Here is a 26239-nt window from a genome sequence, read left to right on the forward strand (position 1 = left end):
TTTGTTAATTATTATAGAATGTTTTTTGAAGGGTTACTCACCGTCAAGGCCTTTGATCCGTTTTATACTGCCCCATTGCTTACATGACGGACAATGCCAATATAAACTGTGAGATGGAAACCCACAGGCAGTACAGCGGTAGCTTGGACGGAATTTAATTTGCTGTTCTACAAGCTGCTCTAGCATTGATAAGCTTTGTTTCGCTTGGCCATCTTCTGCTTGTTTAATGTGTAACTTCATTAAATGCTGAAAACCTTTCATCGTCGGATGGCGATATAAATTATCGAGCATCATGGTTTCAGCACTTTGATGTTGATTAACACTGATTTTATGCTCGGCTAACGCCACGACCACACTGGCTCCTGCACCATCGGCAATCGCTTTCGCTAATAATTCGTGAAAACCGTCAGGATCTTGAGTGTCTCGGTACACTTGCTTTGCAATAGCCACTACATCGGCGAACAAATCAATATCAGCAACTTTTAACTCAGATATTGCCTGCTTACATAAATCATGTTGGCCTGCATCGAGGTAAATTTTTGCTAGCGTTAACCAGGCACGACCGCATTTGTTGTCTTGTTTAATGGCTTGCTGCAGTTTTTTTATTTTATCAGCGTCGTTGCTGGCTTCATCTGCCAGTTGGCAATAAAAATGGGCGGTGGTGCATTTAAGCACTTGCTGACGTTTGCGCGGTAAACGTTTGGTGATATCAATGGCATTTTGCCATTCTTTGGTCACCTGATAAATCAAGATAAGCTGAGTTTCAGCTTCTTCACTGTGATCGTCCTGACTAACCAGATTGAGAAATATCTCTTCTGCACGGTCGTAAAAACCCGCAGCCATGTAATCTTTGCCCAATTCCATCATCGCAATATCGCGCTGTTCGTTGGTGAGACTTGGACGGGCAATCAAATTTTGATGAATGCGGATGGAGCGGTCAACTTCGCCGCGTTTACGAAATAACGACCCTAATGATAAATGGGTATCAATGGTTTCATCATCGACATCTAGCATACTAATAAACAAGTCTACGGCTTTATCAGACTCATTAGACAATAAAAAATTAAGCCCGGTAAAATAATCCCGGCTTAATTTTTTACTTTGTTGGCTATCGCTATGGCGAATACTTCGTCGCCCCATATACCAACCGTATCCGGCAGCAATGGGCAATAACAAGAACAAGATTTCTAGCATACTAGACAGCTTGATCCTTTGGGGTTACGTCAATGTTTATCGCATCGACTGCAGTGAATTTTTTCAAGGCTTTATTACTCTTACGTAACGCCATTTTGAGCTTGATAATGTGATAACTTGCAAATACCCAACTAAGAATAAACCCGCTAAAAAACACGGTCGCAAGTACAACCGGCAAGCGGTATTCACCTTCTGCGATAAAGTAACTCAACGTTACGACTTGTTCGTTTTTAGCTCCAAATAGTAAAGCTAAAACAAAGAGTAATCCAATTAGTACAATAACAATAAAAGATCTCACGCTATTCTCCATGTATACGCATCAATATAATGATTATCCAAGAAATTTACTGAGCTGACCAGCGTTGACTGTCATTAGATACAAAAAAGCCTCCAAAAGGAGGCTTTTTTTAAAGCGTAAATCAAACATTAACAGCATCGACACGTTCGCGCAGTTCTTTGCCTGGCTTAAAGTGCGGTACATACTTGCCTTCCAAATCAACAGATGTGCCTGTTTTTGGGTTACGACCAGTACGAGGTGCACGATAGTGAAGAGAAAAACTACCAAAGCCACGGATTTCTATACGATCACCGCCTTCTAATGTTGTCGCCATTTGCTCCAACATTTCTTTGATTACACTTTCCACTTCTTTCGCCGACAATTGCGACTGCCTAGTGGCGAGTTTTTCGATCAGTTCAGATTTTGTCATCTTAGCTATCCTATATTATCAAGCCAAACACAGTCGCCTAATGGGGACGACGTCCCCATACAACAGGCGATTTTCGATTACTTACGAGCCGCTTTGAAGGCTTCAGCCATCGCGCTGCTCATTACAACGTCATCTTGCTTGTTCAGAGTAGCAATCGCTTCTTTCTGTTCAGCTTCATCTTTCGCTTTGATAGATAAGCTGATAGAACGGTTCTTACGATCTACACCCATGAACTTAGCTTCGATTGCGTCACCTACTGAGTAAACAGTAGATGCATCTTCGATGCGCTCTGCAGAAATGTCAGCTACACGGATGTAACCTTCAACAGTGTCTGCTAATTCAACTGTAACACCTTTAGCGTCAACAGCAGAAACAGTACCGTTAACTACGGTGCCTTTCTTCTTGTCAGCTAAGTATGCGTTGAATGGATCATCTTCAGTTTGCTTAACACCTAAGCTGATGCGCTCACGCTCTGGGTCTACAGATAGAACCACTGCGTGGATTTCGTCGCCTTTCTTGTATTCAGAAACTGCGTCTTCGCCAGTACCGTTCCAAGAAATGTCAGATAAGTGAACAAGACCATCGATTCCACCGTCAAGACCGATAAAGATACCGAAGTCAGTGATTGACTTGATCTTACCAGATACTTTGTCGCCTTTGTTAAACTTAGTAGCGAAGTCATCCCATGGGTTAACTTTACACTGTTTAAGGCCTAGAGAAATACGACGACGTTCTTCATCGATGTCTAGTACTAACACTTCAACTTCATCACCTAAGTTAACAACTTTAGATGGGTGAATGTTTTTGTTAGTCCAATCCATTTCAGAAACGTGTACTAAACCTTCAACGCCTTCTTCGATTTCTACGAAGCAGCCGTAGTCAGTAAGGTTAGTTACGCGACCAGTAAGCTTAGTGCTTTCTGGGTAACGCTTGCTGATTTCTAACCATGGATCTTCGCCAAGTTGCTTAAGACCTAGTGATACGCGAGTACGCTCACGGTCATACTTAAGAACTTTAACGTTGATTTCGTCACCAACATTAACGATTTCAGATGGGTGCTTAACACGTTTCCACGCCATATCAGTGATATGTAATAGACCGTCAACGCCACCTAAATCTACGAATGCACCGTAATCAGTAAGGTTCTTAACGATACCTTTAACTGCTTGGCCTTCTTGTAGATTTTCAAGAAGTGCATCACGCTCAGCACTGCTTTCAGATTCGATAACTGCACGACGAGAAACAACAACGTTGTTGCGCTTCTGATCAAGCTTGATAACTTTGAATTCTAATTCTTTGTACTCTAAGTGAGCTGTGTCGCGAACTGGGCGCACGTCAACTAGAGAACCTGGTAAGAAGGCGCGGATACCGTTTAATTCAACAGTGAAACCACCTTTAACTTTACCATTGATGATACCGATTACAGTTTCAGCATCTTCGTACGCTTTTTCTAGAACGATCCAAGCTTCATGACGCTTAGCTTTTTCGCGAGACAATTGAGTCTCACCGAAGCCATCTTCAACAGAGTCAAGGGCTACGTCAACTTCATCACCAACTTGAATTTCTAGAACGCCTTGTGCGTTTTTGAATTCGTCAGCGTTGATTGGGCTTTCAGACTTAAGACCAGCGTCTACAAGTACCATACCGTTTTCGATGGCAACAACTGTACCACGAACGATAGAACCTGGACGGAACTCAAGAGTTTGAAGGGATTGTTCAAATAGATCAGCAAAAGATTCAGTCATGTTTTAGGTTACTTTCATTAAATAAACCACCATCCATCCTAGATGTGGAGTCTAGTAATATTATTCGTATCATCCTTAACACGAATACCTACTGTGCGCGTTAATCGGGAATTCGATTAGGCTACAGTAATTTTTTGTTCAACATATTCAAGCACTTGCTTCAATACATCGTTAATGCCTATGCCGCTTGTATCAATAACAAGTGCATCTTTAGCAGGCACTAGCGGCGAGGCGGCGCGATTAATATCACGGTCATCTCGTTCAATAATTTCTGCTAAAAGGCGGTCGATTTTAACATCGAAGCCCTTGTCCTGCAACTGATTATAGCGTCTTTGCGCCCGTTCTTCAGCGGACGCCGTTAAAAATATTTTTACTGGTGCTTTAGAAAAAACCACTGTGCCCATATCACGACCATCGGCCACTAACCCTGGGGCGGTACTAAAAGCACGTTGACGACGCAATAATGCTTCACGTACGCGGGGTAATGCGGCCACTTTTGAGGCGGCATTGGAGCATTCTTGGGTGCGGATAGTCGTCGTGACGTCTTCACCTTCTAAAATCACTTTAATGGCATCTTGCTCTGTGCCAGTAAGAAACTGCACATCAAGGTGGGCAGCCAGCAGTGTTAATGCTTCTTCATTTTCTAATTCTACATCATGATGAATAGCGGCTAACGCTAATACACGATAAATTGCACCACTGTCTAATAAGTGCCAGCCTAAATGCTGTGCCAATAATTGACAGATTGTCCCTTTCCCTGCACCGCTAGGGCCATCAACTGTGATCACTGGAGACCGTTCAGACATAATTTCCTCCGAAAATAATCTATCTTCCCTGATAATAAAAAAGGGTTTCGCCAAAATTGAGCGCGCGCATTGTATAACAAATAAATGTTAATTACTGATGAATTTTTAGTTATTTGAACCAAGATCGCCCTTTTGCATTGTAAAGAAACACAAAAGGGCGACAGGTAAACAGATGATATCAGCTTATTTAGCTAAACGACTAAACTGGGCAAAATAGTCGGGGAATGTTTTAGACGTACAATCTGGATCGTTAATGGTAATGCCACAATCAGCGAAGGCCATTAATGAAAAACACATCGCCATACGGTGATCATTATACGTATCAATATCAGCCGTGTTTAACTGAGCAGGTGGTGTAATGGTGATGTAATCATGTCCTTCATCAACAATCGCCCCTACTTTACGCAGTTCTGTCGCCATTGCAGCTAAGCGATCGGTTTCTTTAATGCGCCAGTTGTAAATATTAGTCAGTTTGGTAGTGCCTTTGGCAAATAACGCAGCCGTAGCAATGGTCATGGCCGCATCAGGAATATGGTTCATGTCCATTTCGATGGCCGTTAACGACGATTTACGGGCAATAATGTAATCATCGCCCCACTCTATATCGGCGCCCATTTTAGCTAAAGCGTCAGCAAACTTAACATCGCCTTGAATGCTTAATCGCCCTACGCCAGTAACTTTAACTTCACCACCTTGTATCGCACCGGCGGCTAAAAAGTACGATGCCGATGATGCATCGCCTTCTACTAATACTTTACCTGGTGACACATACTGTTGACCGGCTTTAATTTCAAATCGTTGATATTGGTGGTTAATAACCTCAACACCAAACTGTTTCATTAGCGCAATCGTAATATCGATATAAGGTTTTGAAACTAATTCGCCTTTGATTTTGATGTTAACGCTGTCTTTAGTTAATGGCGCAACCATCAATAAAGCCGTTAAAAACTGACTGGATAAATCTCCAGCAATGTCCACATCACCACCATTAAGGCCGGTAGCGTTAATGGTTAATGGCGGAAAGCCGTCATTTTTAAGGTAAGTCACATCAGCACCTAATTGACGTAATGCATCAACTAAATCGCCGATAGGACGCTCTTCCATGCGAGGCTCACCAGTAAGGGTAAACTCTCCCTGACCGAGTGTTAATGCTGCACATAATGGACGCATTGCCGTGCCAGCATTCCCTAAAAATAAGCTCTGTACTGTGGTAGATGATATTGGGCCAGCATTACCTTCAACGACACAAACGGTTTTATCGTCACTTAACCTGTATTGAATACCTAATTGCTTGAGTGATGCCAACATATATCGGATGTCATCTGAGTCAAGCAAATTAGTCAGAGTCGTGCTGCCCTTGGCAAGTGTGGCTAACAATAATGCACGATTGGAAATGCTTTTAGAGCCAGGGATATTAATTTCGCCGTTTATGCAGGTAATTGGATCAAGACGCAGTTGCTTCATTTGCTTTCTTCTTTTGCTACAGATTAAGTTCACGTTAATCTTGGTGGTAAACATCACTCAGTTATTGCCAAACAGCGTAAATCAAGTGGCACAAATTCATATTAATAGGTACAAACCTATCGACGTCATTTGATGACGATTTCAACGTTACAAAAATACGGATTACGGCAGTAATATCAAGCATAAATTGGATTATTTACGCCGCCAATACTCACGATTGACTTAAGATAAATTCAAAACAATGTAATGGCCAGCCATTACACCAGATAATCTCTCGATATGACAGTATTATTTGTCTGTTCAATTAACTTTCCAAATGAAAAAATCTCAAGGCGCAATTAATCATCCTAACCGACAATAATCACTTTAACTCTGTGTTTAAAGCACGTTATGCTTAGTACAAATAGCAAATACAAGGTTCTATTCATGTTCGATACCCTAAAAGCCCTACCTGCCGATCCAATTTTGGGTCTACTGACACAATACCGCGAAGACAGCCACGCAAATAAAGTTGACTTAGGTGTGGGTGTTTATAAAGATCCTGTGGGTCACACGCCTATTTTAGATTGTGTTAAAGCGGCTGAAAAAATTCGTTTAGACACCGAAACGACCAAGGTATACATAGGTCCGACCGGTTCTGCGCCCTTTAACCAATTAATGGGCGAATTAGCCTTCGGCGCAAGTCACAGTGCCTTGATTACGAATCGTGTTAGAACGGTATCAACGCCTGGTGGAACAGGCGCATTAAGAGTGGCTGCTGACTTTATTAAGCGCTGTAATCCTAATGCAGTATTGTGGGTGAGTGACCCAACCTGGGCCAACCACACGGGGTTATTTGAAGCTGCTGGTATTACGGTAAAAACCTACCCATATTACGATTACGACACCAAGAACCTTAAGTTCGAGCAAATGCTTGCAACCTTAAATAATATAGGTAAAGACGATGTGGTGTTATTACACGCTTGTTGTCACAACCCTAGCGGCATGGATTTAAACACACAGCAATGGGATGAAGTCGTTAAGGTCACCGTTAAACAAGGCTTTACACCACTTATAGATATGGCCTATCAAGGCTTTGGTGATGGCGTTGATGAAGATGCTTACGGCGTACGTCAAATGGCAGCAGCGGTAGAAAGCATGATTTTATGCAGCTCATGCTCTAAAAACTTTGGCCTTTATCGCGAGCGTATCGGCGCCTGTTCAATTGTGGCTAAAGACAGTGCCACAGCTGACATTGCGCTATCGGTCTTGCTGTATGTCATTCGCTGTATCTACTCAATGCCGCCAGCACATGGTGCAGCCATTGTAGAAACTATCTTAGGCACCCCTGCCCTTAAACAGCAATGGTTACTCGAGCTTAAAGAAATGCGTGACCGCATTAACGGTAACCGTGAAATGCTAGTCAATCAGCTTATTGCTAATGGTGTTGAGCGTGACTTTAGCTTTATCGCTCGTCAAAAAGGCATGTTCTCATTTTTAGGTGTTAACCCAGAGCAAGTTGCAACGCTTAAACAGCAATACAGTGTGTATATGGTCGGTTCAAGCCGCATTAGTATTGCCGGTATTAGTGAAGCGAACGTTGATTATTTGGCAAAATCAATTGCTGCGGTAATCAAATAACCCGAGTTATGTCATTGCACAAACAATAAAGCCGACTACTTAAGTCGGCTTTATTGTTTCATTATAGTTTGTCGCACTATAGTTTATTGCATTATAGTTTGTCTCATTAGACTTTATAAAATGTGCTAAGTAAAATTTGGCCAACTATCAAACGGTTGCTTTTCTAATACCATGTTGCCTTTTTCATCTTTAGAGATGTTTATCCACGCCTGCCAGTTTTCATAATCAATATCGGGACAGTCTAAACGGTAATGACTGCAGCGACTTTCTTTACGCATAATGGATGCTTTGAGCTTCATTTCTGCGGTGATAATCATATTCTCAGTTTCGTGCGCCAAGCGAAGTGCATGTAAATCGTCCCCATTAACATCGGGACATGGTGCTCATATAGCTCCTCAACATACGCTAACGCCGCTTGCATCATGCGCTCTTTTTTAATGTAAAGCACAAAGTTAGGTATCATCACGCCCTGTAACACCTGAGTCACCCAGGCAGGGCTATAACCACGTTGACGCTTTAATGGCACTAAAATTTGTTGGTTAACCAATGCCAAATATTGTTCAGACACATCCAACTTACTGGCCATTCCGAGACTGTCATTTGCCGCAGCAGCCCCAGCGATGGCCCCTTGTACAGCAGAGCCCGCCAACGATGAACCGATTTGAGTATAAATACCGCCCGACATATAAGAACCTAAGGCATCACCTGCTGCATATAAACCAGGAATCGTCGACAACCCTTGGGCATTGATTGGCACCAGACCTTCTGACTTATGGATTGCCATCCCGGCACTCGAACCGCCGACTTGCTCGCCGCCCATACCAGGTGGGCCAGAATGGCCTTTACTTGACACCAGGCTACGAAAAAAACTAGCTTCTGGTGGTTTAGGTGGAGGACCAGATTTTTTAAAGGCTTCTGGCACAAATGGTCCCGCGGGAAAGATATTAGTTTGACTAACAGTTTGCTGCTTAACCGCTTCACCTGGGCGTTGTGGCCTTGGTGGCATCATCATAACAGGCGCACCTTGAGTGTATGCTTGATAATTCATATCGACACCCAAATGATGATTAATTTGCGCAGAGGTAATCGACGGCTTTTCTTCAATTTGTCCATGACAATTATCATAACTTGAACCTGAGTTTTTAGCCGAACCAGGATGCCCATCATTCCATTCTTTACCCGTGACTTTAGCACCAATTTTATAGGCCATGATGGTACCGTCATGGGTTAAATCACATACCGGAAAAATCGACTTTTTATGTAGAATAACGACACCTCGAAGTCTCTGCCGCGCAGTTGTAAATGTGAATAATGGCCAACAATTCGCTGCAAAAACAACCTTGAAAGATCAACAGGCCCTATACATAACAAAAAAGATCCTCTCGGGATCTTTTTGGGGTTTAACGCTTCAGTTGAGGTGTTAACAATGGCAGTAACCGTTAAGCGTGTTGAGTGGCAAATTGATTCATAAAGTTAACCAGTTTTTGCACACCGGCTAATGGCATAGCATTGTAAATACTGGCGCGCATGCCGCCAACAATACGATGACCTTTTAGCGCAACTAATCCCGCTTGCTCTGCTTGCTTTAAAAACTCGCCGTCAAGAGTGTCATTTACCAATTGGAAGGTGACATTCATGCGCGAGCGATTGTGCGGGGCGACACCATTTTTATAAAATGGATTTGAATCGATACACTCATATAGTAAAGCCGCTTTTTGTTGATTAACGTCAGCCATCGCACTCACGCCACCATTAGCCGCTAACCAGGCAAACACTTCTGATGCTAAATACCATGCAAACGTTGGCGGTGTATTAAACATTGAACCATGCTCAACCGCAACACGATAATCCATGATCGATGACTGTGGTAAGCTGGGTAACTTCAGCATATCGTCACGTACAATCACAATCGATAAGCCCGATGGGCCAATGTTCTTTTGCGCACCCGCATAAATAAGCCCATATTTGCTGACATCAATGTCATGCGACATGATGGTTGATGACAGATCGGCCACCACTGGCCATGGGCTGTCTAGTTCTTCAAAGATTTCAATCCCATCAACCGTTTCATTTGAACAGTAATGCACATAACGGTAGTCTTTATCGATAGCATTGAGATCAGGTAAGATAACTTGATTTAATCCGTCCACTTTTTCAACGATATTGATACTATCAATTTGGCTTTCACCAACTAATTTGTGTGCTTCTGACACGGCAGCTGACGACCATTGGCCACTGACTAAATATAAGGCACGACCGTTATCACCTAAAAAGTTGTTCACCACATTTGAAAACTGAGCGCGGCCTCCACCGTGCATAAAAAGCACATGGTAGTTTTTAGGAATATTCATTAACTGGCGCAAGGTCACTTCCGCTTGCTCCGTTAACGCGATAAATTCCTTACTACGGTGACTAATTTCCATCACGGAAACGCCAAGGCCATTCCAATCAATTAATTCCTGTTGTGCTTTTTGCATCACAGCTTGAGGTAACATCGCAGGACCCGCACAGAAATTATAAATCGCGCTCACAGACAACTCCTTGACTCAGTTTGTATTCATACCAATCATATTTACTCTCTGATAATCCATACGATTGGTATCATTATGTTTAGCGGTTAATACTAAGGACTTTATTTGCAGTTGAATAGGCCTTTATTTGCCTATTTTGATGAATAATTTTCCGTAAAATAAAACGAGCGCCATTAGGCGCCCGTTATCGATGTGATGAAGTTAACTGACAGGTTATTCCTGCTCGTCAGCCTCTGCATCATCTTCTACATCAGAACTTGCAGACTCAACTGTTTCACCTTCGGCGACTTCGCCTTCAATGATGTCGACAGGCACGATGACATTGCCTTCTTCATCTAACAACTCTTCTGTTTGGATTTCATCAATACGCTGCAAACCAACGACTTTCTCGTCATCTGCGGTACGAATGATGGTCACACCTTGCGTGTTACGGCCAATAATTGATACGCCTTCAGCAGGGGTACGAACCAATGTGCCTTTGTCACTGATTAGCATGATTTCGTCGAAATCACCGACTTGAACCGCACCGACAACTGAACCGTTACGCTCGCTCACTTTAATCGATACCACACCTTTAGTGCCACGGCTCTTCGCTGGGTATTCACTTAGCTCTGTACGCTTACCGTAACCGTTTTCAGTTACCGTTAAGATTGCGCCATCACCTTTAGGAACAATCAGTGAAACCACTTTTTGACCGTCTTCAAGCTTAATACCACGAACACCCGTTGCTGTACGGCCCATTGGACGTAGAGCAATGATTTCTTCGCCAGTTTCAGCATCAATCTTCACTTCACCAGTCACTGAGTCACGGGCTTTTTCGTTAAAGCGAACCACTTTACCTTCGTTAGAGAACAACATGATGTCGTCGCTACCTTCAGTAATATCAACACCAATCAATTGATCGCCGTCTTTTAGGTTTACAGCAATAATGCCGTTTGCACGAGGGTTACTGTAAGCCGTTAATGCTGTTTTCTTAACGGTGCCGTGTGCTGTTGCCATGATGATAAATTTATCATCAGCATACTCACGTACAGGTAAGATTGCAGTAATGTGTTCACCGTCAGACAGTGGTAACAAGTTAACAATTGGGCGACCACGAGCAGTACGGCTCGCAAGCGGTAATTGATACACTTTTAACCAATACATTTTGCCAAAGTCAGAGAAGCACAAAATGGTATCGTGAGTATTAGCAACCAGGAGTTTTTCAACGAAGTCTTCGTCTTTTACTTTCGTCGCCGCTTTGCCTTTACCACCACGACGCTGCGCTTGGTAGTCAGACAATACTTGGTACTTGGCGTAACCTAAGTGCGATAAGGTCACGACAACGTCTTCTTCATTGATTAAGTCTTCAAGACTCATGTCAATTTCGTTAGCGTTGATAATTGTGCGACGTTCATCACCGTATTGCTCAAGAATTTCGGCTAACTCTTCTTTAATCACTTCCATTAAACGTTCTGGACTGCGAAGAATTAATAACAATGCCGCAATAACAACTAATAGCTCTTCGTACTCAGCTAAAATCTTGTCATGCTCTAAACCGGTTAAACGGTGTAAACGTAATTCAAGGATAGCTTGCGCTTGTTGTTCAGTTAAATAGTATTTGCCGTCACGGATACCGTACTCAGGCTCTAACCATTCTGGGCGCGCTGCATCATCACCTGCTTTTTCAAGCATGCCTTGTACATGGCCTAATTCCCAACCTTCAGCCACTAATTTAACTTTAGCTTCTGCTGGTGTTGGAGAAGCTTTGATTAATGCAATGATTGGGTCGATGTTAGCCAGTGCAATGGCTAATGCTTCAAGGATATGAGCACGTTCGCGCGCTTTACGTAATTCAAATACGGTACGGCGGGTAACCACTTCACGACGGTGAAGAATAAAGCACTCGAGCATTTCTTTAAGGTTAAACAATTTAGGCTGACCGTTAGTCAACGCCACCATGTTAATACCAAAAGAACACTGCATTTGCGTTTGAGCGTATAAGTTGTTTAATACAACCTCACCCACTTCACCGCGTTTGATTTCAATCACGATACGCATGCCGTCTTTATCAGACTCATCACGTAATCCGCTAATGCCTTCTAATTTTTTATCTTTAACAAGCTCAGCGATTTTTTCAATTAAACGCGCTTTGTTAACTTGATAAGGAATTTCGTGAACAATAATGCGTTCGCGGCCGTTATCTTCCGTTTCTACTTCCGCTTTCGAACGCATAATTGCGCGACCACGGCCAGTGTTATACGCATCGATAATGCCCTTACGGCCATTGATTGACGCAGCTGTTGGGAAATCAGGACCTGGGATATATTCCATTAACTGCTCAATTGATAAGCTTGGATCATCAATTAATGCTAAACAGCCTTTAACCACTTCAGTTAAGTTGTGTGGTGGAATATTGGTCGCCATACCTACCGCAATACCTGATGAACCGTTAATTAACAGGTTAGGTACACGTGTCGGTAAAACAGCAGGAATAAATTCGGTGCCGTCATAGTTAGGTACGAAATCGACGGTTTCTTTTTCAAGGTCGGCAAGCAGTGAATGCGCCAACTTCTTCATACGAATTTCGGTATAACGCATTGCTGCTGCAGAGTCACCGTCGACCGAACCAAAGTTTCCTTGTCCGTCAACCAGTGTATAGCGTAGCGAGAAAGGCTGTGCCATACGTACAATTGTATCGTATACAGCGGTATCACCATGTGGGTGATATTTACCAATTACGTCACCAACGACACGAGCGGATTTTTTATATGGTTTGTTCCAATCGTTTTTCAATTCGCTCATTGCGAACAATACGCGACGGTGAACTGGTTTTAAACCGTCACGGACGTCAGGTAATGCACGACCTACAATTACACTCATGGCGTAATCAAGGTAAGAATTCTTAAGTTCGTCTTCGATATTAATTGGCGAAATAGATGATGCCAGATCAGTCATAAACTGCGCGTTCCCCTAAAGTGAGCTGACAATAAATCTTCCATATTATTATCTAGCTTAAAAACGTGATTTGGCATTCTAACACAGATATTTAATGTCGCCAGAGCAAACACTAGCCAAATGCCCACTACTGTATAAAAATTATAAAAAAGCTAATATTTTCAGCTGGATTAGATTAATCACACCATAATATACGAACAATTTTATGCCGACATAAAGGCCAAATTGCTGATGGTTTAAGCGCTTTGTATTATAAAAAATGTTCATACAGGTTCTAAACGGTGATTTTATAAGCAAAGCTAAGTCGCAAAAGCACAATGTTGGCTTCTATTCGTGAAGGTTATCGTTATAATAACGCCCATACTTTATTAGACAGTTAGGTTAACTTATGTCAGACGCTGAACAATCAACAGCCAATGTTGATCCGCATGAGATCGCAAAATTTGAAGCCATGGCACAAACCTGGTGGGATCTTAATGGCGAGTTCAAGCCATTGCATTTACTTAATCCGCTGCGATTAAATTATATCGACCAAACCGTGAGCGGCCTGTTTGGTAAAAATGTCTTAGATGTGGGCTGCGGCGGCGGTATTTTATCTGAAAGCATGGCGCGTATTGGCGCGAATGTTGATGGTATCGACATGGGCACAGAGCCATTAGAAGTCGCCAAGTTGCATGCCTTAGAAGCAGGTATGACTGTCAATTACCTTAAAACCACCGCAGAAAATCACCGTGACACTCACCGAGAATATTATGATGTGGTCACCTGCATGGAAATGCTTGAACATGTACCAGACCCGCAATCGGTGGTCCAAGCGTGCTGCGACATGGTCAAACCCAATGGTTTTGTTTTTTTCTCAACCATTAACCGCAATATGATGTCTTATCTGCAAACCATTATTGGCGCCGAATACTTACTGAAAATGTTGCCTATTGGCACTCACGACCACAGTAAATTTATTCGTCCATCTGAGTTAATGGCACTGGTCGATAACACGGACTTATTGTGTAAAGATGCATTGGGCATTACCTACAACCCACTGTCTGGCGTATTTAAATACACTAACAGTGTTGATGTAAACTATATGATCGCCACCCAGAAAACCGACTAAATTGGCTTAGCTCAACACGCTTCGCAACAAAAAGCCGATAACGCCATGTGTTACCGGCCTCTTCTCTGTGTTCATCTTCGCGACGGTTCAACGCTGATATAAGGAATAATAAAGTGCAGAAACACGATGTTAAAGGGGTGTTATTTGACCTTGATGGCACATTAGCCGATACCGCACCAGATTTAGTCCATGCACTTAATCTCAGTTTAAATGATGCCGGGTTTAGCGCTCAGCCACTGGATAAAATGCGTCATGCCGCATCACACGGCAGTTTGTTTTTAGTTAAAACAGCAATACCCGATGCCGATGAAGCATTGCAAGTGCTTATTCAACAAGGTTTATTACAGCATTATGGCCGTATCAATGGCGATCTCAGCCGTTTATTCGATAACTTACCTGAACTACTGACATTATTAGACCAGCAAGGCATTCCTTATGGTGTGGTCACCAATAAGCCTGCTCGGTTTGCTCGTCCATTGGTCGAAAAGCTTGGGTTAACCTGTCAGTTAAAAGCCATGATCAGCGGCGACAGCACTCGCCATGCCAAGCCCCACACCGCACCGATGTTGTTAGCTGCACAACAAATTGCCACGCCACCTGAACATATTTTGTATTTAGGTGATGCAGAGCGTGACCTTGTCGCGGCGCACAATGCCAACATGCTTGGAGGCATAGCACTTTGGGGTTACTTATCTGCCACAGATACGCCAGATTTATGGCCATCGAAGCACCAATTTGAACATGGTGCATCCTTAAGGCAATTTTTTAGCGAATAACCCATTTATCATCAGGTCATACTCAACGCACGAGGACATGGTTACAGATGAATTTGTCAGTTTGTTGTAGCCAACCATCCACTTTTTTACCTGCGGATCAAATACAGCAAAAGATCAATCTAAAAATTGACATGATTTTTTGATCGCTGCTTATTTTAGCGATCAAAATTTTCTAATCTATCGCATAAAAAAACATCAACCATGAAAAACACTATATAAATTTGGGCTCTAGGGTTAGCCGTTACTAACCCCGCTCTTTATCCTCAACTTATCCACAAGAAGTTAATGTAATTGTGGCTTGCAAATCAGCTCAAACCTCACTATCTTGTATCTCAGTTTATAAATAACACCATATCTTGTGTGTGGGTGACAATCAAAACACTACGCTGTGTGGGTATTAAAGTGTAGATGTTTACTGAACGTACAGTAGATGTACATTGCCGTAAGTGGCATTCAGGATGATTGTTTTAACATGGAACTGTTTTGTGATTTGTTCTGATCGAATAAAGTAACACTGCATCCTGAACGCGATCACATGACCGGATATCGAACCAAGGCCTCTCTTCAATGAAAAGCAATATGACAGTCACTAAACGCAGTGGCGAACGTGAAACTATCGATTTAGATAAAATTCACCGCGTGATCACTTGGGCAGCCAAGGGATTAAAAAACGTCTCTGTATCTGAAGTTGAACTTCGATCTCACCTGCAGTTTTTTGAAGGCATTCCAACAGAAGCCATTCATGAAACCATTATTAAAGCCGCTGCCGACTTAATCTCGCCAGAATCGCCAGATTATCAATTCTTAGCAGCTCGCTTAGCAGTATTTCATTTACGCAAAAAAGCCTTTGGTCAATTTGAACCACCTAAGTTATATGACCATGTGACGCGTCTAGTGGAAATGGGCAAATATGATAAGCATATTTTGGCCGATTACACGCGCGAAGAAATTGAAACATTAGACACCTATATCGACCACTGGCGCGATATGAACTTCTCTTATGCTGCAGTTAAGCAATTAGAAGGCAAATACCTAGTGCAAAACCGTGTGACTCACGAAGTCTACGAAAGCGCTCAGTTCTTGTATATTTTAGTGGCAGCGTGCTTATTTGCGCGTTACCCAAAAGAAATTCGTCTGAAGTACATTAAAGACTTTTATGACGCGACGTCTCTATTCAAAATTTCATTACCTACACCTATCATGTCTGGCGTGCGCACTCCAACACGTCAGTTCAGCTCTTGTGTATTAATTGAATGTGATGACAGCTTAGATTCAATCAACGCGACCGCATCGTCTATCGTTAAATACGTCAGCCAACGTGCTGGTATTGGTATTAACGCTGGTCGTATCCGTGCGTTAGGTAGCCCTATTCGTGGCGGTGAAGCATTCCACACTGGTTGTTTACCTTTTTACAAGTATTTCCAAACTGCGGTTAAGTCGTGCTCTCAAGGCGGCGTACGTGGCGGTGCAGCAACACTTTTCTATCCGTTATGGCATTTAGAAGTCGAGTCGCTACTGGTGCTTAAAAACAACCGTGGTGTTGACGACAACCGTGTTCGTCACCTTGACTACGGTGTGCAGTTAAACAAATTAATGTACCAGCGTTTGATTAAAGGCGAATACATCAGTCTATTTAGCCCATCAGACGTGCCAGGTCTTTACGATGCCTTCTTTGAAGACCAGGTAGAATTTGAACGTTTGTACTTACAGTATGAGCAAGACAGCAATGTCCGCAAAAAACAAATCAAAGCGGTTGAACTGTTCTCGTTAATGATGCAAGAGCGTGCCTCAACTGGCCGTATTTACATTCAAAACGTCGATCACTGTAATACTCACAGCCCGTTTGATTCTAAAGTAGCGCCAATTAAGCAATCTAACTTATGTTTAGAAATTGCATTACCGACGAAACCATTGAATAACATCAATGATCCAGACGGTGAAATTGCGTTATGTACTCTGTCTGCACTTAACTTAGGTGCCATTGAAGATTTATCTGAACTTGAGCCATTAGCCGATTTAGCAGTACGTGCGCTAGATAACTTATTGGATTACCAAGATTACCCAATTATTGCCGCGCAAACGAGTTCGATGAATCGTCGTACTCTTGGTATAGGCGTGATTAACTTTGCTAACTACTTAGCGAAAAACGGTAAGAAATACTCAGACGGTTCAGCAAACAACCTGACCCACAAAACCTTTGAAGCAATTCAGTATTACTTATTGAAAGCTTCAATGAACTTAGCTAAAGAGCAAGGTGCATGTCCGTTATTCCACGAGACAACCTATTCGAAAGGTATTTTACCTATCGACACCTACAAACGCGACTTAGATAAGATTTGTGACGAGCCATTACACATGGATTGGGAAACATTACGTAGCGACATTAAGCAATACGGTTTACGTAACTCAACCTTATCGGCATTAATGCCGTCTGAAACCTCATCGCAAATTTCAAATGCGACTAACGGTATTGAGCCTCCACGCGGATTAATTAGCGTTAAGGCCAGTAAAGACGGACAATTAAAACAAGTTGTACCTGACTTTGACCTCCTCAAAGACAAGTACGAATTGCTTTGGAACATGCCAAACAATGATGGTTACATCCAACTTGTTGGGTTAATGCAGAAGTTTATCGACCAGGCTATTTCGGCTAACACTAACTACGATCCAAGCCGTTTTGAAGGCGGTCGTGTACCAATGCAAACCTTGTTAAAAGACTTGCTTAGCGTATACAAACTGGGCATTAAGACATTGTATTATCATAATACTCGCGACGGTGCTTCGGATCAGTTTGACGACATTATTGCCGTCGAAGAAGAAGACGATGGCTGTGGTGGCGGTGCGTGTAAGATATAGCTCCTTAGTTTTTATAAAAGTATCACTTTATGTATATTTAGCGGGGGCCTTCCCCGCTTTTTGAAAAATGCGTTTTCAGGACACCTAAATAATGGCTTACTCAACATTTTGTCAAACACCTAACGATTCGACTAAAGAACCGATGTTTTTCGGTCAATCGGTTAACGTGGCACGCTACGATCAACAGAAATATGAAGTCTTCGAAAAACTCATTGAAAAACAATTATCGTTTTTCTGGCGTCCAGAAGAAGTTGATGTCAGCCGTGACAAAATTGATTTTGGTAACTTACCTGAACACGAACAGCATATTTTCTTATCTAATCTGAAATACCAAACCTTACTTGATTCAATTCAAGGCCGCTCACCAAATGTGGCATTTTTGCCTTTGGTATCGCTACCAGAATTAGAAACGTGGATTGAAACTTGGTCGTTTTCTGAAACCATTCACTCGCGTTCGTACACGCACATTATTCGTAATATCGTTAACAACCCGTCAGTGGTGTTTGACGATATTGTGCAAAATGACGAAATCTTAAAGCGTGCCGGTGATATTGCCGCTTATTACGATGACTTGATTAACCTTACCCAAATTAATAACTTGTTAGGAGAAGGTACACACGTCATTAACGGTATAGAAATCACCGTTAATTCACGTATCCTCAAAAAGTCATTATATTTGTGCATGATGTCAGTCAATGCGTTAGAAGCGATTCGTTTCTATGTCAGTTTTGCGTGTTCATTTGCCTTTGCTGAGCGTCGTGTCATGGAAGGTAATGCTAAGATTATTCGCTTAATCGCGCGTGATGAAGCATTACACCTTAACAGCACACAACATATATTAAGCCTAATGCAAGGCGGTAAAGACGACCCAGAAATGGGCGAAATTGCTGCTGAGTGTAAGCAAGAAGCGTATGATTTATTCGTCAAAGCGGCAGAGCAAGAAAAAGAATGGGCTAAATACTTATTCAAAGATGGCTCAATGATTGGCTTAAATGAACAGATTTTATGCCAGTATGTTGAGTTTATTACTAACCAACGGATGAAGTCAGTTCACTTACCGCAACCTTACGATGAGCAATCAAATCCACTGCCGTGGATGAAAAACTGGTTAGAAAGTGATGCAGTACAAGTTGCCCCACAAGAAGTAGAAGTATCATCTTATCTTGTCGGTCAAATTGATTCTTCTGTTGATGGCGATGAGTTTTTAGATTTTGACTTATAAGAAGTATTTCAAAAAAGCCCCAATAGTAAGCTTGAAAGGTCAGCCGGTGATTTTATTTGACGGTAAACATTCAAGCTTATTAGAAGCGCTTGAGTCTAAAAAAGTAAAAGTGTTTTCAGAGTGCCGCAATGGTTTTTGCGGTGCCTGTAAAACCACAGTGATTTCGGGTGAAGTCAGTTACCTTACCCAGCCATTAGCAGAACTTAAAGCAGATGAATGCCTACCCTGCTGTTGTGTGCCCGAAACCGACCTCAACCTTAAGCTGTCATGCCAGGGTGTTGAAGTCGTCGCCAAACGTCAATACAACACCAATCATAGTCCTGCACCAGTGCTCACCAAACTCGCGCACGAAGGTTAATAGATCCTTAGACCTTATCATGCCGTATTTCACCTCGTTATCGACTATGGCTACTGTTTAGCATTGATACCTGCAAATCAGGTACAATTTACATATTTATAGCCACACTCAATAGCACCCGCTTGCCAGATTCAATCTTAGTGACGCTGTGTTCGTATAAGTCTGGGCGAAACAAATACACCCTATGACATAAATTCATGATGTATTTCTCACACGTAAATACGCCTCCGTGCAAAGGTTGTTTTAGCACTATATTGAACTTGTAATATCGCCCTTGCTGCACAGGATCAACGTGTTTCATAACACGATGATTTTCATGATAAGTGACTAAATTAACTGAAAATACCCTACTACTAAATATTGCTCTATTAACCACGTTGGCCATAATGGCTCCAATCAACTCACTTAGCGATATTGTACGGGTTAATCATCGCCAAGTGATGCCGCTAAACCATTCAATTATGCATATGTTATTAAGTTTTCATCCGCTATTGATATGTAATACCACAAAAAAGCCGAAAAGATGATTTAAAACAACAGTGATAAACGCCAATCATACTTTCATTATTGATGATAAATCCATAAACCCTTGATGCATTACATCAGCGTTTTGGCCAGCGTATTATGAATCGCATTGACTTCCATTAACGCAGCACTGCCATACCAGGGGACTAATTCCATTACCAAACTGCCTGCTTTAATCGCTGGATCGGTTGCAGTTAATTGTTGAGCCTGTTCAATGGTTTCTACATCGAAAATATAAATACCACGGAGTTCGCCATCAGTTAAAAAAGGCCCCGCCAATACCAATTTACCCTCTTCAGCTAAACGTTCAATATTGGTCATGTGTAACCGTTGCAGTTCATCAGCTTCTGCTTTGGGACGTTCTCGATTAGGCCCTCGACTTAAAAACGCCATCACATAACGCTTCATGCCATATTCATCCGCCCCCACCTTTTCTGCCAGCGATTGATCGTATATTGGATTAATCTCAGTCTGGGCCATTAACGGAGTCGATATCATCGTGGAAAAAAGCAAAAAACGGGTTAACGTGCTGGCATAAACATTCATGGGTATTCCTATTTTCACATTTCAGTGAAGATGTTGTTATGTGTGGTTAATGATGACATCAAAATTGTTAAGCTTACCTATGACGTATGCTGGCAAGACGTAACTAACATTTGGAGAAAAACTATTTTGATGACATAAACTGTACAAAAATTTACCGGATGTCAAAACAAGGTAAAAAAAGTCTGCCAAGATATATCATCATAGTCGCAACTAAGGTATAACGAGCGCTATGAAAACCCCAATACGATTACAGCCACTGGTTAACGATGGTCTCGTTGATGAAGTGATAAGCCAACTGATGAGTGGCAAAGAAGCCACCGTCTATATGATCCGGTGTGGCGATGCTATTCGCTGCGCCAAAGTCTATAAAGAAGCGACCAAGCGCAGCTTTAAAAAAGCCGCGCAGTACCAAGAAGGACGAAAAACTAAAAATAGCCGTCGTGGGCGCGCGATGGAAAAAGGCTCTAAATATGGCCGCGAAGAACAAGAGAAAGCCTGGCAAAATGCCGAGGTTGATGCATTGTATCAATGCGCTGCAGCTAAAATCCGCGTTCCAGTACCTTACGGGTGTTTTGACGGTGTATTATTGATGGAGTTAATCACTGACGCCAATGGCGACGTTGCTCCTCGTTTAAACGACGTTAACTTAACTCATGCGCAAGCCATGTCGCAACATCACACCATGATGGGCTACATAGTACGTATGTTATGTGCCGGTATTGTGCATGGTGACTTGTCTGAATTTAATGTCTTAGTTGATAGTAATGGACCAGTGATCATCGACTTACCACAAGCCGTCGATGCATCCGCTAACAACAATGCCAGAGCAATGTTATACCGTGATGTGAATAACATGACCGAATATTACGGCCAATTTGCCCCAGAATTGCTGCAAACAAAATACGCTAAAGAAATGTGGGCACTTTACGAACAAGGCGAACTCGAGCCAGATACCGCACTTACAGGCTTGTTTGAAGACGACACCAATGCAGCCGATATTGACTCGGTACTTGAAGAAATCAACGCTGCTTATGAAGACGCTCAGTTTAAGCGCGAACGCCAACAGGCGATAGATAATGATCATTATGATGATTAAGTCGTTATAACCAGGCGTGACAACAACCAACAAGCATAAATTAAGGCAACCACTAGGTTGCCTTTTTATTTACAGGCTCACGTATTCTTTTGTAAAAGTCTTAAATAATCTCAAGTTCAGAGTTGAATGTTGGCATTTTGAGGCTAAGGCTAACTTGTTATTGGACAGAAGTGAGTTTACTGGCTCGCCAATGTAACCAGTCACCAATTATCTAAAGTATTGCCAAACTAACTAAACCTTCTACTATAAAAAAAACTTAACACGAATTATGACTCACTGCTTGTGATCTCCTAAGAGACTTTCTGGAACTAAATAAAGGTTTCGCTTTGCTCTAGTACAAGCCACATAAAGTTTGTTCTTTGTCTGAGGAGCTAGTTCACATAGTTTCCCCTTAGCGTATTTACTCACTGTATTAGAATTCAAAACGACACATACATCTTCGTAGTGATCCTCACCTTTTGTTGCTCCCCAATTTTCAGTAAATCCTTTATATTTATAGCTTGCTTGATAGAACAATTTTACTGTCTTGGGGCAGGTGAAAAGCTCTATAGCTCGTTCCTTGTTGTTTATGTATTCTACGTTTGTAACATCAACCCTGTGTGAAAAAATCTCTACCCCTATATTATTTGTAACAAAATCACAGGTGTTTGCGCTACAACGATAGCTATGGGAAAGGGTTTCAGTATCAACCGTATATCCCGCTTTGATAAATCTTTGCTTGTATTCGTCATAGTTGTCGTGCAAAGGCTTGTTTATTAGCCCATCTCTACTGGTATCGAAAGTGTGTTGGTAGAAGTCACCAACTAATAGCTGATTTATATTAGTTCTAGCCATCTGAAGCAAAAAATTAAAATCATGCCCTGCAAAGTCTTGAATTTCATCAATACAGATACTATCGAAATACTTTTCCAACCTCGATATAATCTCATCAACGACTTTATATTGTTCGAACATCTTAGCAATACGGTTATGATAGAGCCTCTCGTTTGTATCAATATAAAAACGTTCATCGTTTCTTTTCAAGCGCTGCGTGAATTGAGGTGGTATATCCCAGTTTATCCCCTTTATTTTTACAGCATTACCCAGTATTGGTTTGTAACAGAACGAATATATAAAAGTGAAATAGGTGTACACTTTAATGCCATTCGGAATATATCCGAACTTGGTTGATATGCGCCTCTTTAGATTTTTAAAGTTATTTTCAGTGTAAGTTATTATGAGAGCTCGCGATCTCTCATTTAAGCCATCAATAATATGGCTAGTCTTACCCGAGCCAGCTACTGCGAAAATTACTCGTTTATCCATACAAACGCCTTGGCAAGATAGTCAGGTGAAACTAATTCATTAGCTTTTTTATCAAGTAGCTCGAAGGCCACATCTGCTTTATGACTTAACATATATTCTTGAAGTGTCGTTATTTCGTCTTTTCTTGGTTTTTTTCTTAGTTTTTTCGTAAACAATTCATCGCAAATTTTTGGGTTTACATTCAACATACATATTTCAAATGTCCAATTATTGTCATCGTCATCACAGAATACTTGCATATTGGCAACGGTGTAATCGGTGAAACTATCAACGCAATTTGTCTGCTTATCACCATCATTATCTCTAATAACTGCGACTCTGGTATTAAGCAACTTTGCAATATCAAGATAACGCTTGAAGCTTGTTCCTCCGACTGAAATGATGTGCACACCGTCCTGTTCTGGTGTTGAACCTGTGGTATTTTTATATAACTGCTCAATGAGCATATATTCGGCATCTCCTTCAACCAGAATAACTTTGGGTGACATTACAAATTCCAGAACATTATTGTCTGGTGCTTTCATAAAGAACTTGGCGGTATCGCTGGGCAAATTTTTCAACAAAAGTGGATCTGTTGAAATGCTATTCATGAAAACGGTTCTTCGAAGATCTAATCTTGTACTAATCAAACTACTATGAGTAGCTATAAAGATTTGTTTTGCTTCAGATTCAGAAATTCGGGCTACCAACTTCTTCATATTGGTATGGCTTAGGTGATTTTCAGGTTCTTCCAATAGGAGAACATCAAGTTTTTGGTCTGGATTACTTCGCTGCAATGCAAACTCAGTCTTGATAAAACACTGGCGCCCTTTACCTTTGTTATCGAGTGGAACATCATCTTCAGTAATTGTTAAGTCAGTCTCTAGATTACATTTAGTTCCTGATCTGATCGCAAATTGATAGTTATTTAGACTGTCATTAATAGGTTTTAAATTATTATCTTTGAAGTTAGCTTTTTGCTGGCGATAGTCATTTTGCAACCCGATCCTTTGTGGTTGCTCAACATGAGATTCGTAAACAGTTTTTACATACTCTTTGGTAGCATACTCATTATTTATTTGGGAACTATCAACAGTTAGGTATTTGAGAAACTTACGGTAACCAGTGTATGCTTCGCCAGCAAAAGTAATAAATTTTATGGAATAATATTCAAAGGGGAAATTAGCCTCTGGTTGAGCTAACACTTGGGAGATTTCATGACTGAGTTCGTCATTTGGTTCACAGATAAGCTGAAGCCCATCAGTCGGAATTCCATCAATGTTGTTTTTGCCACTTAATGATGGGTTGTCTTGTTCATTAAGATGTAATTCAGCAATTAAGACAGGTAAATTTTCATATTTCTTATCACTAACCAAAAATTCATGCACGATGCTAGTGTTAAACAAGGTTTCAAGACCAGCAGTCTCAACTTTGCTCTTACTCCCACTAAGCACTAATTCAATGGCTGTCAGAATAGTGCTTTTGCCAGCTTCGTTATCTCCAATCAATAGGTTAATTTCGGGGTCGAAACCTACACTAAATGTCTTATATTTTTTGAAATTTCGCAATTGAATTTTAGTTATTGTTTTCATATTGTTCGTTCTCAGATATCGAGTTTTATTAGTCTGGATATTAGTGGAGAGATCTATTATTACATTCGTACTTCAAAGTGTTCTAGTAAAGGCTTAACTTCATAAGCCGCTTAGGCTATTATTAAACTACTGTTGCAGTGTTCAACCTTTAAGACCGTATAACTTCATTAATCGAGACTTCTCTTCATTAAATAAATAGTCATAGTCTAGATTATCTTCAAGGGTGTCTTTTATAAACATCAATTTCTTAATGATCACCCAAGCGCTATAATTTGCAAATGGATTAAGACCAATAAAATTTCCAGCATCCTCATCTTTAATGGTCCGAATATTATAAATTATTTCAACCTTCCCCCATGCTTCATCAATATCCCAATTCGATACAAAAAGTAGTAAAGCTGAAAGGGCCATTAACGGATTAGATTTAAAAATTGCACTAGGAGATAGCTTTTGTGATAGAAAACCATCATTTCTAACAATTTTATTGGCCAGTTTCCGAGTCAATTGATACTTATCTAGGAGCACGCCTCGGTCAAAACTTAAGGCACTTGAGTCATTTCTTATTATATTAATAGCCTTTTTAACTACAGCTTTATGGCTTATTTCTAAATAGAATGGATTCTCTTTATAATACTCAATCAATTTGTAATGAGGATATTGATGGCTTAGAGACTCATAAACTTCCTTATCGATATCAAATCCTTCTTTTGAAGCTTCAGTAAAGTCTGGGACAAATTTTTCAAAATTTCTTTTAGATTTAACATATGAGCTTCTGGCTAGATTGACAATGTGTGGAGAGATATCAAAAAGATCTTGGCCACTTTTCCTCAAATCAAGAAACCATTGCCTCATATCCCTCATGTCACCTTGGTTGAAAATATTATTTTCTATCCCAATACTAACTATGACTCCAATTTGTCTTGTTATAGCTGACTGAGAGCTTCTTAAGTCAACTTTACCTTCATTTGATACCAATTTTTGTTTGTCCTCACCATCATAGAAGTCACAAAATGGTAAGTGTGCATCTATTCCTTGAGAGTTTCTAAATGCAAAGTGAGCTTGAGATACCGTTCTACCTGTCTTTGTACAAATGCCCTCACTAACTATATAACCACCAGTAACATTGCATGAAGGGCACTCTATGTCATTTTTCACGAAGTTTTGAAACGAAACATCTAGAGAGTGAGGACTTACATTGAAAAGTGACTCCAATTGAATTGCATCTAATTCTCGTTTATAAGTGTTTGAATAGGCAGTTATTGGCATATCTCATCTCTCAATCTGTTCGACTAAATCCATTTTTATCAACGATTAAGATACTACTTTCAAGATGAGCTGTCGTTCATTTTATTTTAGGTGATAGAAAGTCATCCATTAGTTTCATCGTGCGAAAGTAACTTCTACGCGGCACTTAGGATTAGTAAAATTACTAAATATATCTATTATGCATAACTCATTTTGGGGCACAAACGAGGTCAAAAGCTGGATTTAACCACGTCGCGAAATTATCGCTGCTATTGCTTAGTAAAGAATGATAATTTTGATATGTCGGCTGGGCCAATTCTTTTATAGAAAATAAAGAGGGAGCAGCCGTTGGTTTCCTCTTGGTCTGGTGTTGGCGAAGCACCACGACGTTAGTGGCCGCAGGCCATGAGTAAAATGAAACGCCTGATATTCAACCCGAGCGCGAGAGATTTTGCTTTTGACTTTAATCCTTAACAATCAAATTACAGACGTAAAAAAGCCCCGACTAATGTCGAGGCTTTTTCACACCATACTTAACGTATGTAAAGGATGGTACCCGAGGCCGGACTGCTCTTTATCGAAAGAATGGCACGCCTGATTTTCAACCAGAGCGCGAGGGATTTT

At 41.2% G+C, this 26239-nt stretch carries 22 protein-coding genes; 7 read left to right on the forward strand and 15 right to left on the reverse strand.

Annotated elements, in window-relative coordinates:
* Window positions 1-33: 33 nt before the first annotated feature.
* The 6 genes from lapB to aroA all read right to left on the reverse strand — a co-directional run bounded on the left by lapB (window position 34) and on the right by aroA (window position 5916).
* Window positions 34-1194 carry a lipopolysaccharide assembly protein LapB gene (lapB, locus tag ACROAE_RS11980; RefSeq protein WP_432401997.1) on the reverse strand — a complete coding sequence of 387 codons (1161 nt, stop codon included), beginning with the start codon at window positions 1192-1194 and terminating at the stop codon, window positions 34-36.
* A gap of 1 nt (window position 1195) precedes the next feature.
* Entirely contained in the window at window positions 1196-1492 is a 297-nt protein-coding gene (locus ACROAE_RS11985) for a LapA family protein (protein ID WP_432401999.1), read from the reverse strand.
* A gap of 121 nt (window positions 1493-1613) precedes the next feature.
* Window positions 1614-1901, reverse strand: a complete 288-nt coding sequence (gene ihfB, locus ACROAE_RS11990; RefSeq protein ID WP_432402001.1) for an integration host factor subunit beta — start codon at window positions 1899-1901, stop codon at window positions 1614-1616.
* A gap of 77 nt (window positions 1902-1978) precedes the next feature.
* Window positions 1979-3646, reverse strand: a complete 1668-nt coding sequence (gene rpsA / locus ACROAE_RS11995; RefSeq protein ID WP_432402003.1) for a 30S ribosomal protein S1 — start codon at window positions 3644-3646, stop codon at window positions 1979-1981.
* 116 nt (window positions 3647-3762) lie between these two features.
* Window positions 3763-4452, reverse strand: coding sequence for a (d)CMP kinase (gene cmk, locus ACROAE_RS12000; protein ID WP_432402005.1), 690 nt, complete (start codon window positions 4450-4452; stop codon window positions 3763-3765).
* A gap of 183 nt (window positions 4453-4635) precedes the next feature.
* Window positions 4636-5916, reverse strand: coding sequence for a 3-phosphoshikimate 1-carboxyvinyltransferase (gene aroA, locus ACROAE_RS12005; protein ID WP_432402007.1), 1281 nt, complete (start codon window positions 5914-5916; stop codon window positions 4636-4638).
* A 426-nt stretch (window positions 5917-6342) separates the two neighbouring features.
* On the opposite strand from aroA, the gene ACROAE_RS12010 reads away from it, so the two are divergent.
* Entirely contained in the window at window positions 6343-7536 is a 1194-nt protein-coding gene (locus tag ACROAE_RS12010; RefSeq protein WP_432402009.1) for an amino acid aminotransferase, read from the forward strand.
* A gap of 125 nt (window positions 7537-7661) precedes the next feature.
* Here the strand turns inward: ACROAE_RS12010 and ACROAE_RS12015 are convergent, their stop codons facing one another.
* The 4 genes from ACROAE_RS12015 to gyrA form a co-directional block, all read right to left on the reverse strand.
* The gene (locus ACROAE_RS12015; protein WP_432402011.1) at window positions 7662-7853 is read right to left on the reverse strand and encodes a hypothetical protein; all 192 of its coding nucleotides are present in this window, start codon (window positions 7851-7853) and stop codon (window positions 7662-7664) included.
* Window positions 7850-8746, reverse strand: coding sequence for a hypothetical protein (locus tag ACROAE_RS12020; RefSeq protein ID WP_432402013.1), 897 nt, complete (start codon window positions 8744-8746; stop codon window positions 7850-7852). Before ACROAE_RS12020 ends, ACROAE_RS12015 begins: the two co-directional genes overlap by 4 nt.
* Window positions 8747-8975: 229 nt before the next feature.
* The gene (serC, locus tag ACROAE_RS12025) at window positions 8976-10067 is read right to left on the reverse strand and encodes a 3-phosphoserine/phosphohydroxythreonine transaminase (protein WP_432402015.1); all 1092 of its coding nucleotides are present in this window, start codon (window positions 10065-10067) and stop codon (window positions 8976-8978) included.
* 213 nt (window positions 10068-10280) lie between these two features.
* Window positions 10281-13004: a DNA gyrase subunit A gene (gene gyrA, locus ACROAE_RS12030; RefSeq protein WP_432402017.1), complete on the reverse strand. Its 2724-nt coding sequence runs from the start codon at window positions 13002-13004 to the stop codon at window positions 10281-10283.
* Between the two features lie 388 nt (window positions 13005-13392).
* Between gyrA and ubiG the strand changes: the two genes are divergently transcribed.
* From ubiG to yfaE, 5 genes are all read left to right on the forward strand, one after another.
* Window positions 13393-14115: a bifunctional 2-polyprenyl-6-hydroxyphenol methylase/3-demethylubiquinol 3-O-methyltransferase UbiG gene (gene ubiG / locus ACROAE_RS12035; RefSeq protein WP_432402019.1), complete on the forward strand. Its 723-nt coding sequence runs from the start codon at window positions 13393-13395 to the stop codon at window positions 14113-14115.
* Window positions 14116-14228: 113 nt separating this feature from the next.
* On the forward strand, window positions 14229-14891 hold the full coding sequence (locus ACROAE_RS12040; RefSeq protein WP_432402021.1) for an HAD family hydrolase: 663 nt from the start codon (window positions 14229-14231) through the stop codon (window positions 14889-14891).
* A gap of 567 nt (window positions 14892-15458) precedes the next feature.
* Window positions 15459-17747 carry a class 1a ribonucleoside-diphosphate reductase subunit alpha gene (nrdA, locus tag ACROAE_RS12045; protein ID WP_432402023.1) on the forward strand — a complete coding sequence of 763 codons (2289 nt, stop codon included), beginning with the start codon at window positions 15459-15461 and terminating at the stop codon, window positions 17745-17747.
* 91 nt (window positions 17748-17838) lie between these two features.
* Window positions 17839-18969 carry a class Ia ribonucleoside-diphosphate reductase subunit beta gene (gene nrdB, locus ACROAE_RS12050; RefSeq protein WP_432402025.1) on the forward strand — a complete coding sequence of 377 codons (1131 nt, stop codon included), beginning with the start codon at window positions 17839-17841 and terminating at the stop codon, window positions 18967-18969.
* Window positions 18959-19327, forward strand: a complete 369-nt coding sequence (yfaE, locus tag ACROAE_RS12055; RefSeq protein WP_432402027.1) for a class I ribonucleotide reductase maintenance protein YfaE — start codon at window positions 18959-18961, stop codon at window positions 19325-19327. Before nrdB ends, yfaE begins: the two co-directional genes overlap by 11 nt.
* An 88-nt stretch (window positions 19328-19415) precedes the next feature.
* Here the strand turns inward: yfaE and ACROAE_RS12060 are convergent, their stop codons facing one another.
* On the reverse strand, window positions 19416-19715 hold the full coding sequence (locus ACROAE_RS12060; protein ID WP_432402148.1) for a 2OG-Fe(II) oxygenase: 300 nt from the start codon (window positions 19713-19715) through the stop codon (window positions 19416-19418).
* Window positions 19716-19924: 209 nt separating this feature from the next.
* Window positions 19925-20398: a YciI family protein gene (locus ACROAE_RS12065; RefSeq protein WP_432402029.1), complete on the reverse strand. Its 474-nt coding sequence runs from the start codon at window positions 20396-20398 to the stop codon at window positions 19925-19927.
* Between the two features lie 229 nt (window positions 20399-20627).
* Here ACROAE_RS12065 and ACROAE_RS12070 point away from each other — a divergent pair, with 229 nt between their 5' ends.
* Window positions 20628-21494 (forward strand): PA4780 family RIO1-like protein kinase, encoded by an 867-nt coding sequence (locus ACROAE_RS12070; protein WP_432402031.1) that lies wholly within the window; start codon window positions 20628-20630, stop codon window positions 21492-21494.
* Between the two features lie 273 nt (window positions 21495-21767).
* Here the strand turns inward: ACROAE_RS12070 and ACROAE_RS12075 are convergent, their stop codons facing one another.
* The 3 genes from ACROAE_RS12075 to ACROAE_RS12085 form a co-directional block, all read right to left on the reverse strand.
* Window positions 21768-22799, reverse strand: coding sequence for a DNA helicase UvrD (locus ACROAE_RS12075; RefSeq protein ID WP_432402033.1), 1032 nt, complete (start codon window positions 22797-22799; stop codon window positions 21768-21770).
* Window positions 22784-24370, reverse strand: a complete 1587-nt coding sequence (locus ACROAE_RS12080) for an ATP-dependent nuclease (protein ID WP_432402035.1) — start codon at window positions 24368-24370, stop codon at window positions 22784-22786. Before ACROAE_RS12080 ends, ACROAE_RS12075 begins: the two co-directional genes overlap by 16 nt.
* Window positions 24371-24511: 141 nt before the next feature.
* Window positions 24512-25636, reverse strand: a complete 1125-nt coding sequence (locus ACROAE_RS12085; protein ID WP_432402037.1) for a hypothetical protein — start codon at window positions 25634-25636, stop codon at window positions 24512-24514.
* Window positions 25637-26239 lie beyond the last annotated feature (603 nt).

Origin of the sequence: Shewanella sp. MF05960 (genome assembly GCF_050849305.1) — a bacterium.
GTDB lineage: Bacteria > Pseudomonadota > Gammaproteobacteria > Enterobacterales > Shewanellaceae > Shewanella.

Excerpts from the sequence above, each read along its gene's own strand:
- ACROAE_RS12015 (WP_432402011.1), bottom strand. The coding sequence starts at position 7,853 with ATGATTATCACCGCAGAAATGAAGCTCAAAGCATCCATTATGCGTAAA.
- aroA (WP_432402007.1), bottom strand. The coding sequence starts at position 5,916 with ATGAAGCAACTGCGTCTTGATCCAATTACCTGCATAAACGGCGAAATT.
- ihfB (WP_432402001.1), bottom strand. The coding sequence starts at position 1,901 with ATGACAAAATCTGAACTGATCGAAAAACTCGCCACTAGGCAGTCGCAA.
- nrdA (WP_432402023.1), top strand. The coding sequence starts at position 15,459 with ATGAAAAGCAATATGACAGTCACTAAACGCAGTGGCGAACGTGAAACT.
- ACROAE_RS12065 (WP_432402029.1), bottom strand. The coding sequence starts at position 20,398 with ATGAATGTTTATGCCAGCACGTTAACCCGTTTTTTGCTTTTTTCCACG.
- ACROAE_RS12080 (WP_432402035.1), bottom strand. The coding sequence starts at position 24,370 with ATGAAAACAATAACTAAAATTCAATTGCGAAATTTCAAAAAATATAAG.
- nrdB (WP_432402025.1), top strand. The coding sequence starts at position 17,839 with ATGGCTTACTCAACATTTTGTCAAACACCTAACGATTCGACTAAAGAA.
- ACROAE_RS12070 (WP_432402031.1), top strand. The coding sequence starts at position 20,628 with ATGAAAACCCCAATACGATTACAGCCACTGGTTAACGATGGTCTCGTT.
- ubiG (WP_432402019.1), top strand. The coding sequence starts at position 13,393 with ATGTCAGACGCTGAACAATCAACAGCCAATGTTGATCCGCATGAGATC.
- cmk (WP_432402005.1), bottom strand. The coding sequence starts at position 4,452 with ATGTCTGAACGGTCTCCAGTGATCACAGTTGATGGCCCTAGCGGTGCA.
- ACROAE_RS12020 (WP_432402013.1), bottom strand. The coding sequence starts at position 8,746 with ATGGCCTATAAAATTGGTGCTAAAGTCACGGGTAAAGAATGGAATGAT.
- lapB (WP_432401997.1), bottom strand. The coding sequence starts at position 1,194 with ATGCTAGAAATCTTGTTCTTGTTATTGCCCATTGCTGCCGGATACGGT.
- ACROAE_RS12010 (WP_432402009.1), top strand. The coding sequence starts at position 6,343 with ATGTTCGATACCCTAAAAGCCCTACCTGCCGATCCAATTTTGGGTCTA.
- ACROAE_RS12085 (WP_432402037.1), bottom strand. The coding sequence starts at position 25,636 with ATGCCAATAACTGCCTATTCAAACACTTATAAACGAGAATTAGATGCA.
- ACROAE_RS12075 (WP_432402033.1), bottom strand. The coding sequence starts at position 22,799 with ATGGATAAACGAGTAATTTTCGCAGTAGCTGGCTCGGGTAAGACTAGC.
- rpsA (WP_432402003.1), bottom strand. The coding sequence starts at position 3,646 with ATGACTGAATCTTTTGCTGATCTATTTGAACAATCCCTTCAAACTCTT.
- gyrA (WP_432402017.1), bottom strand. The coding sequence starts at position 13,004 with ATGACTGATCTGGCATCATCTATTTCGCCAATTAATATCGAAGACGAA.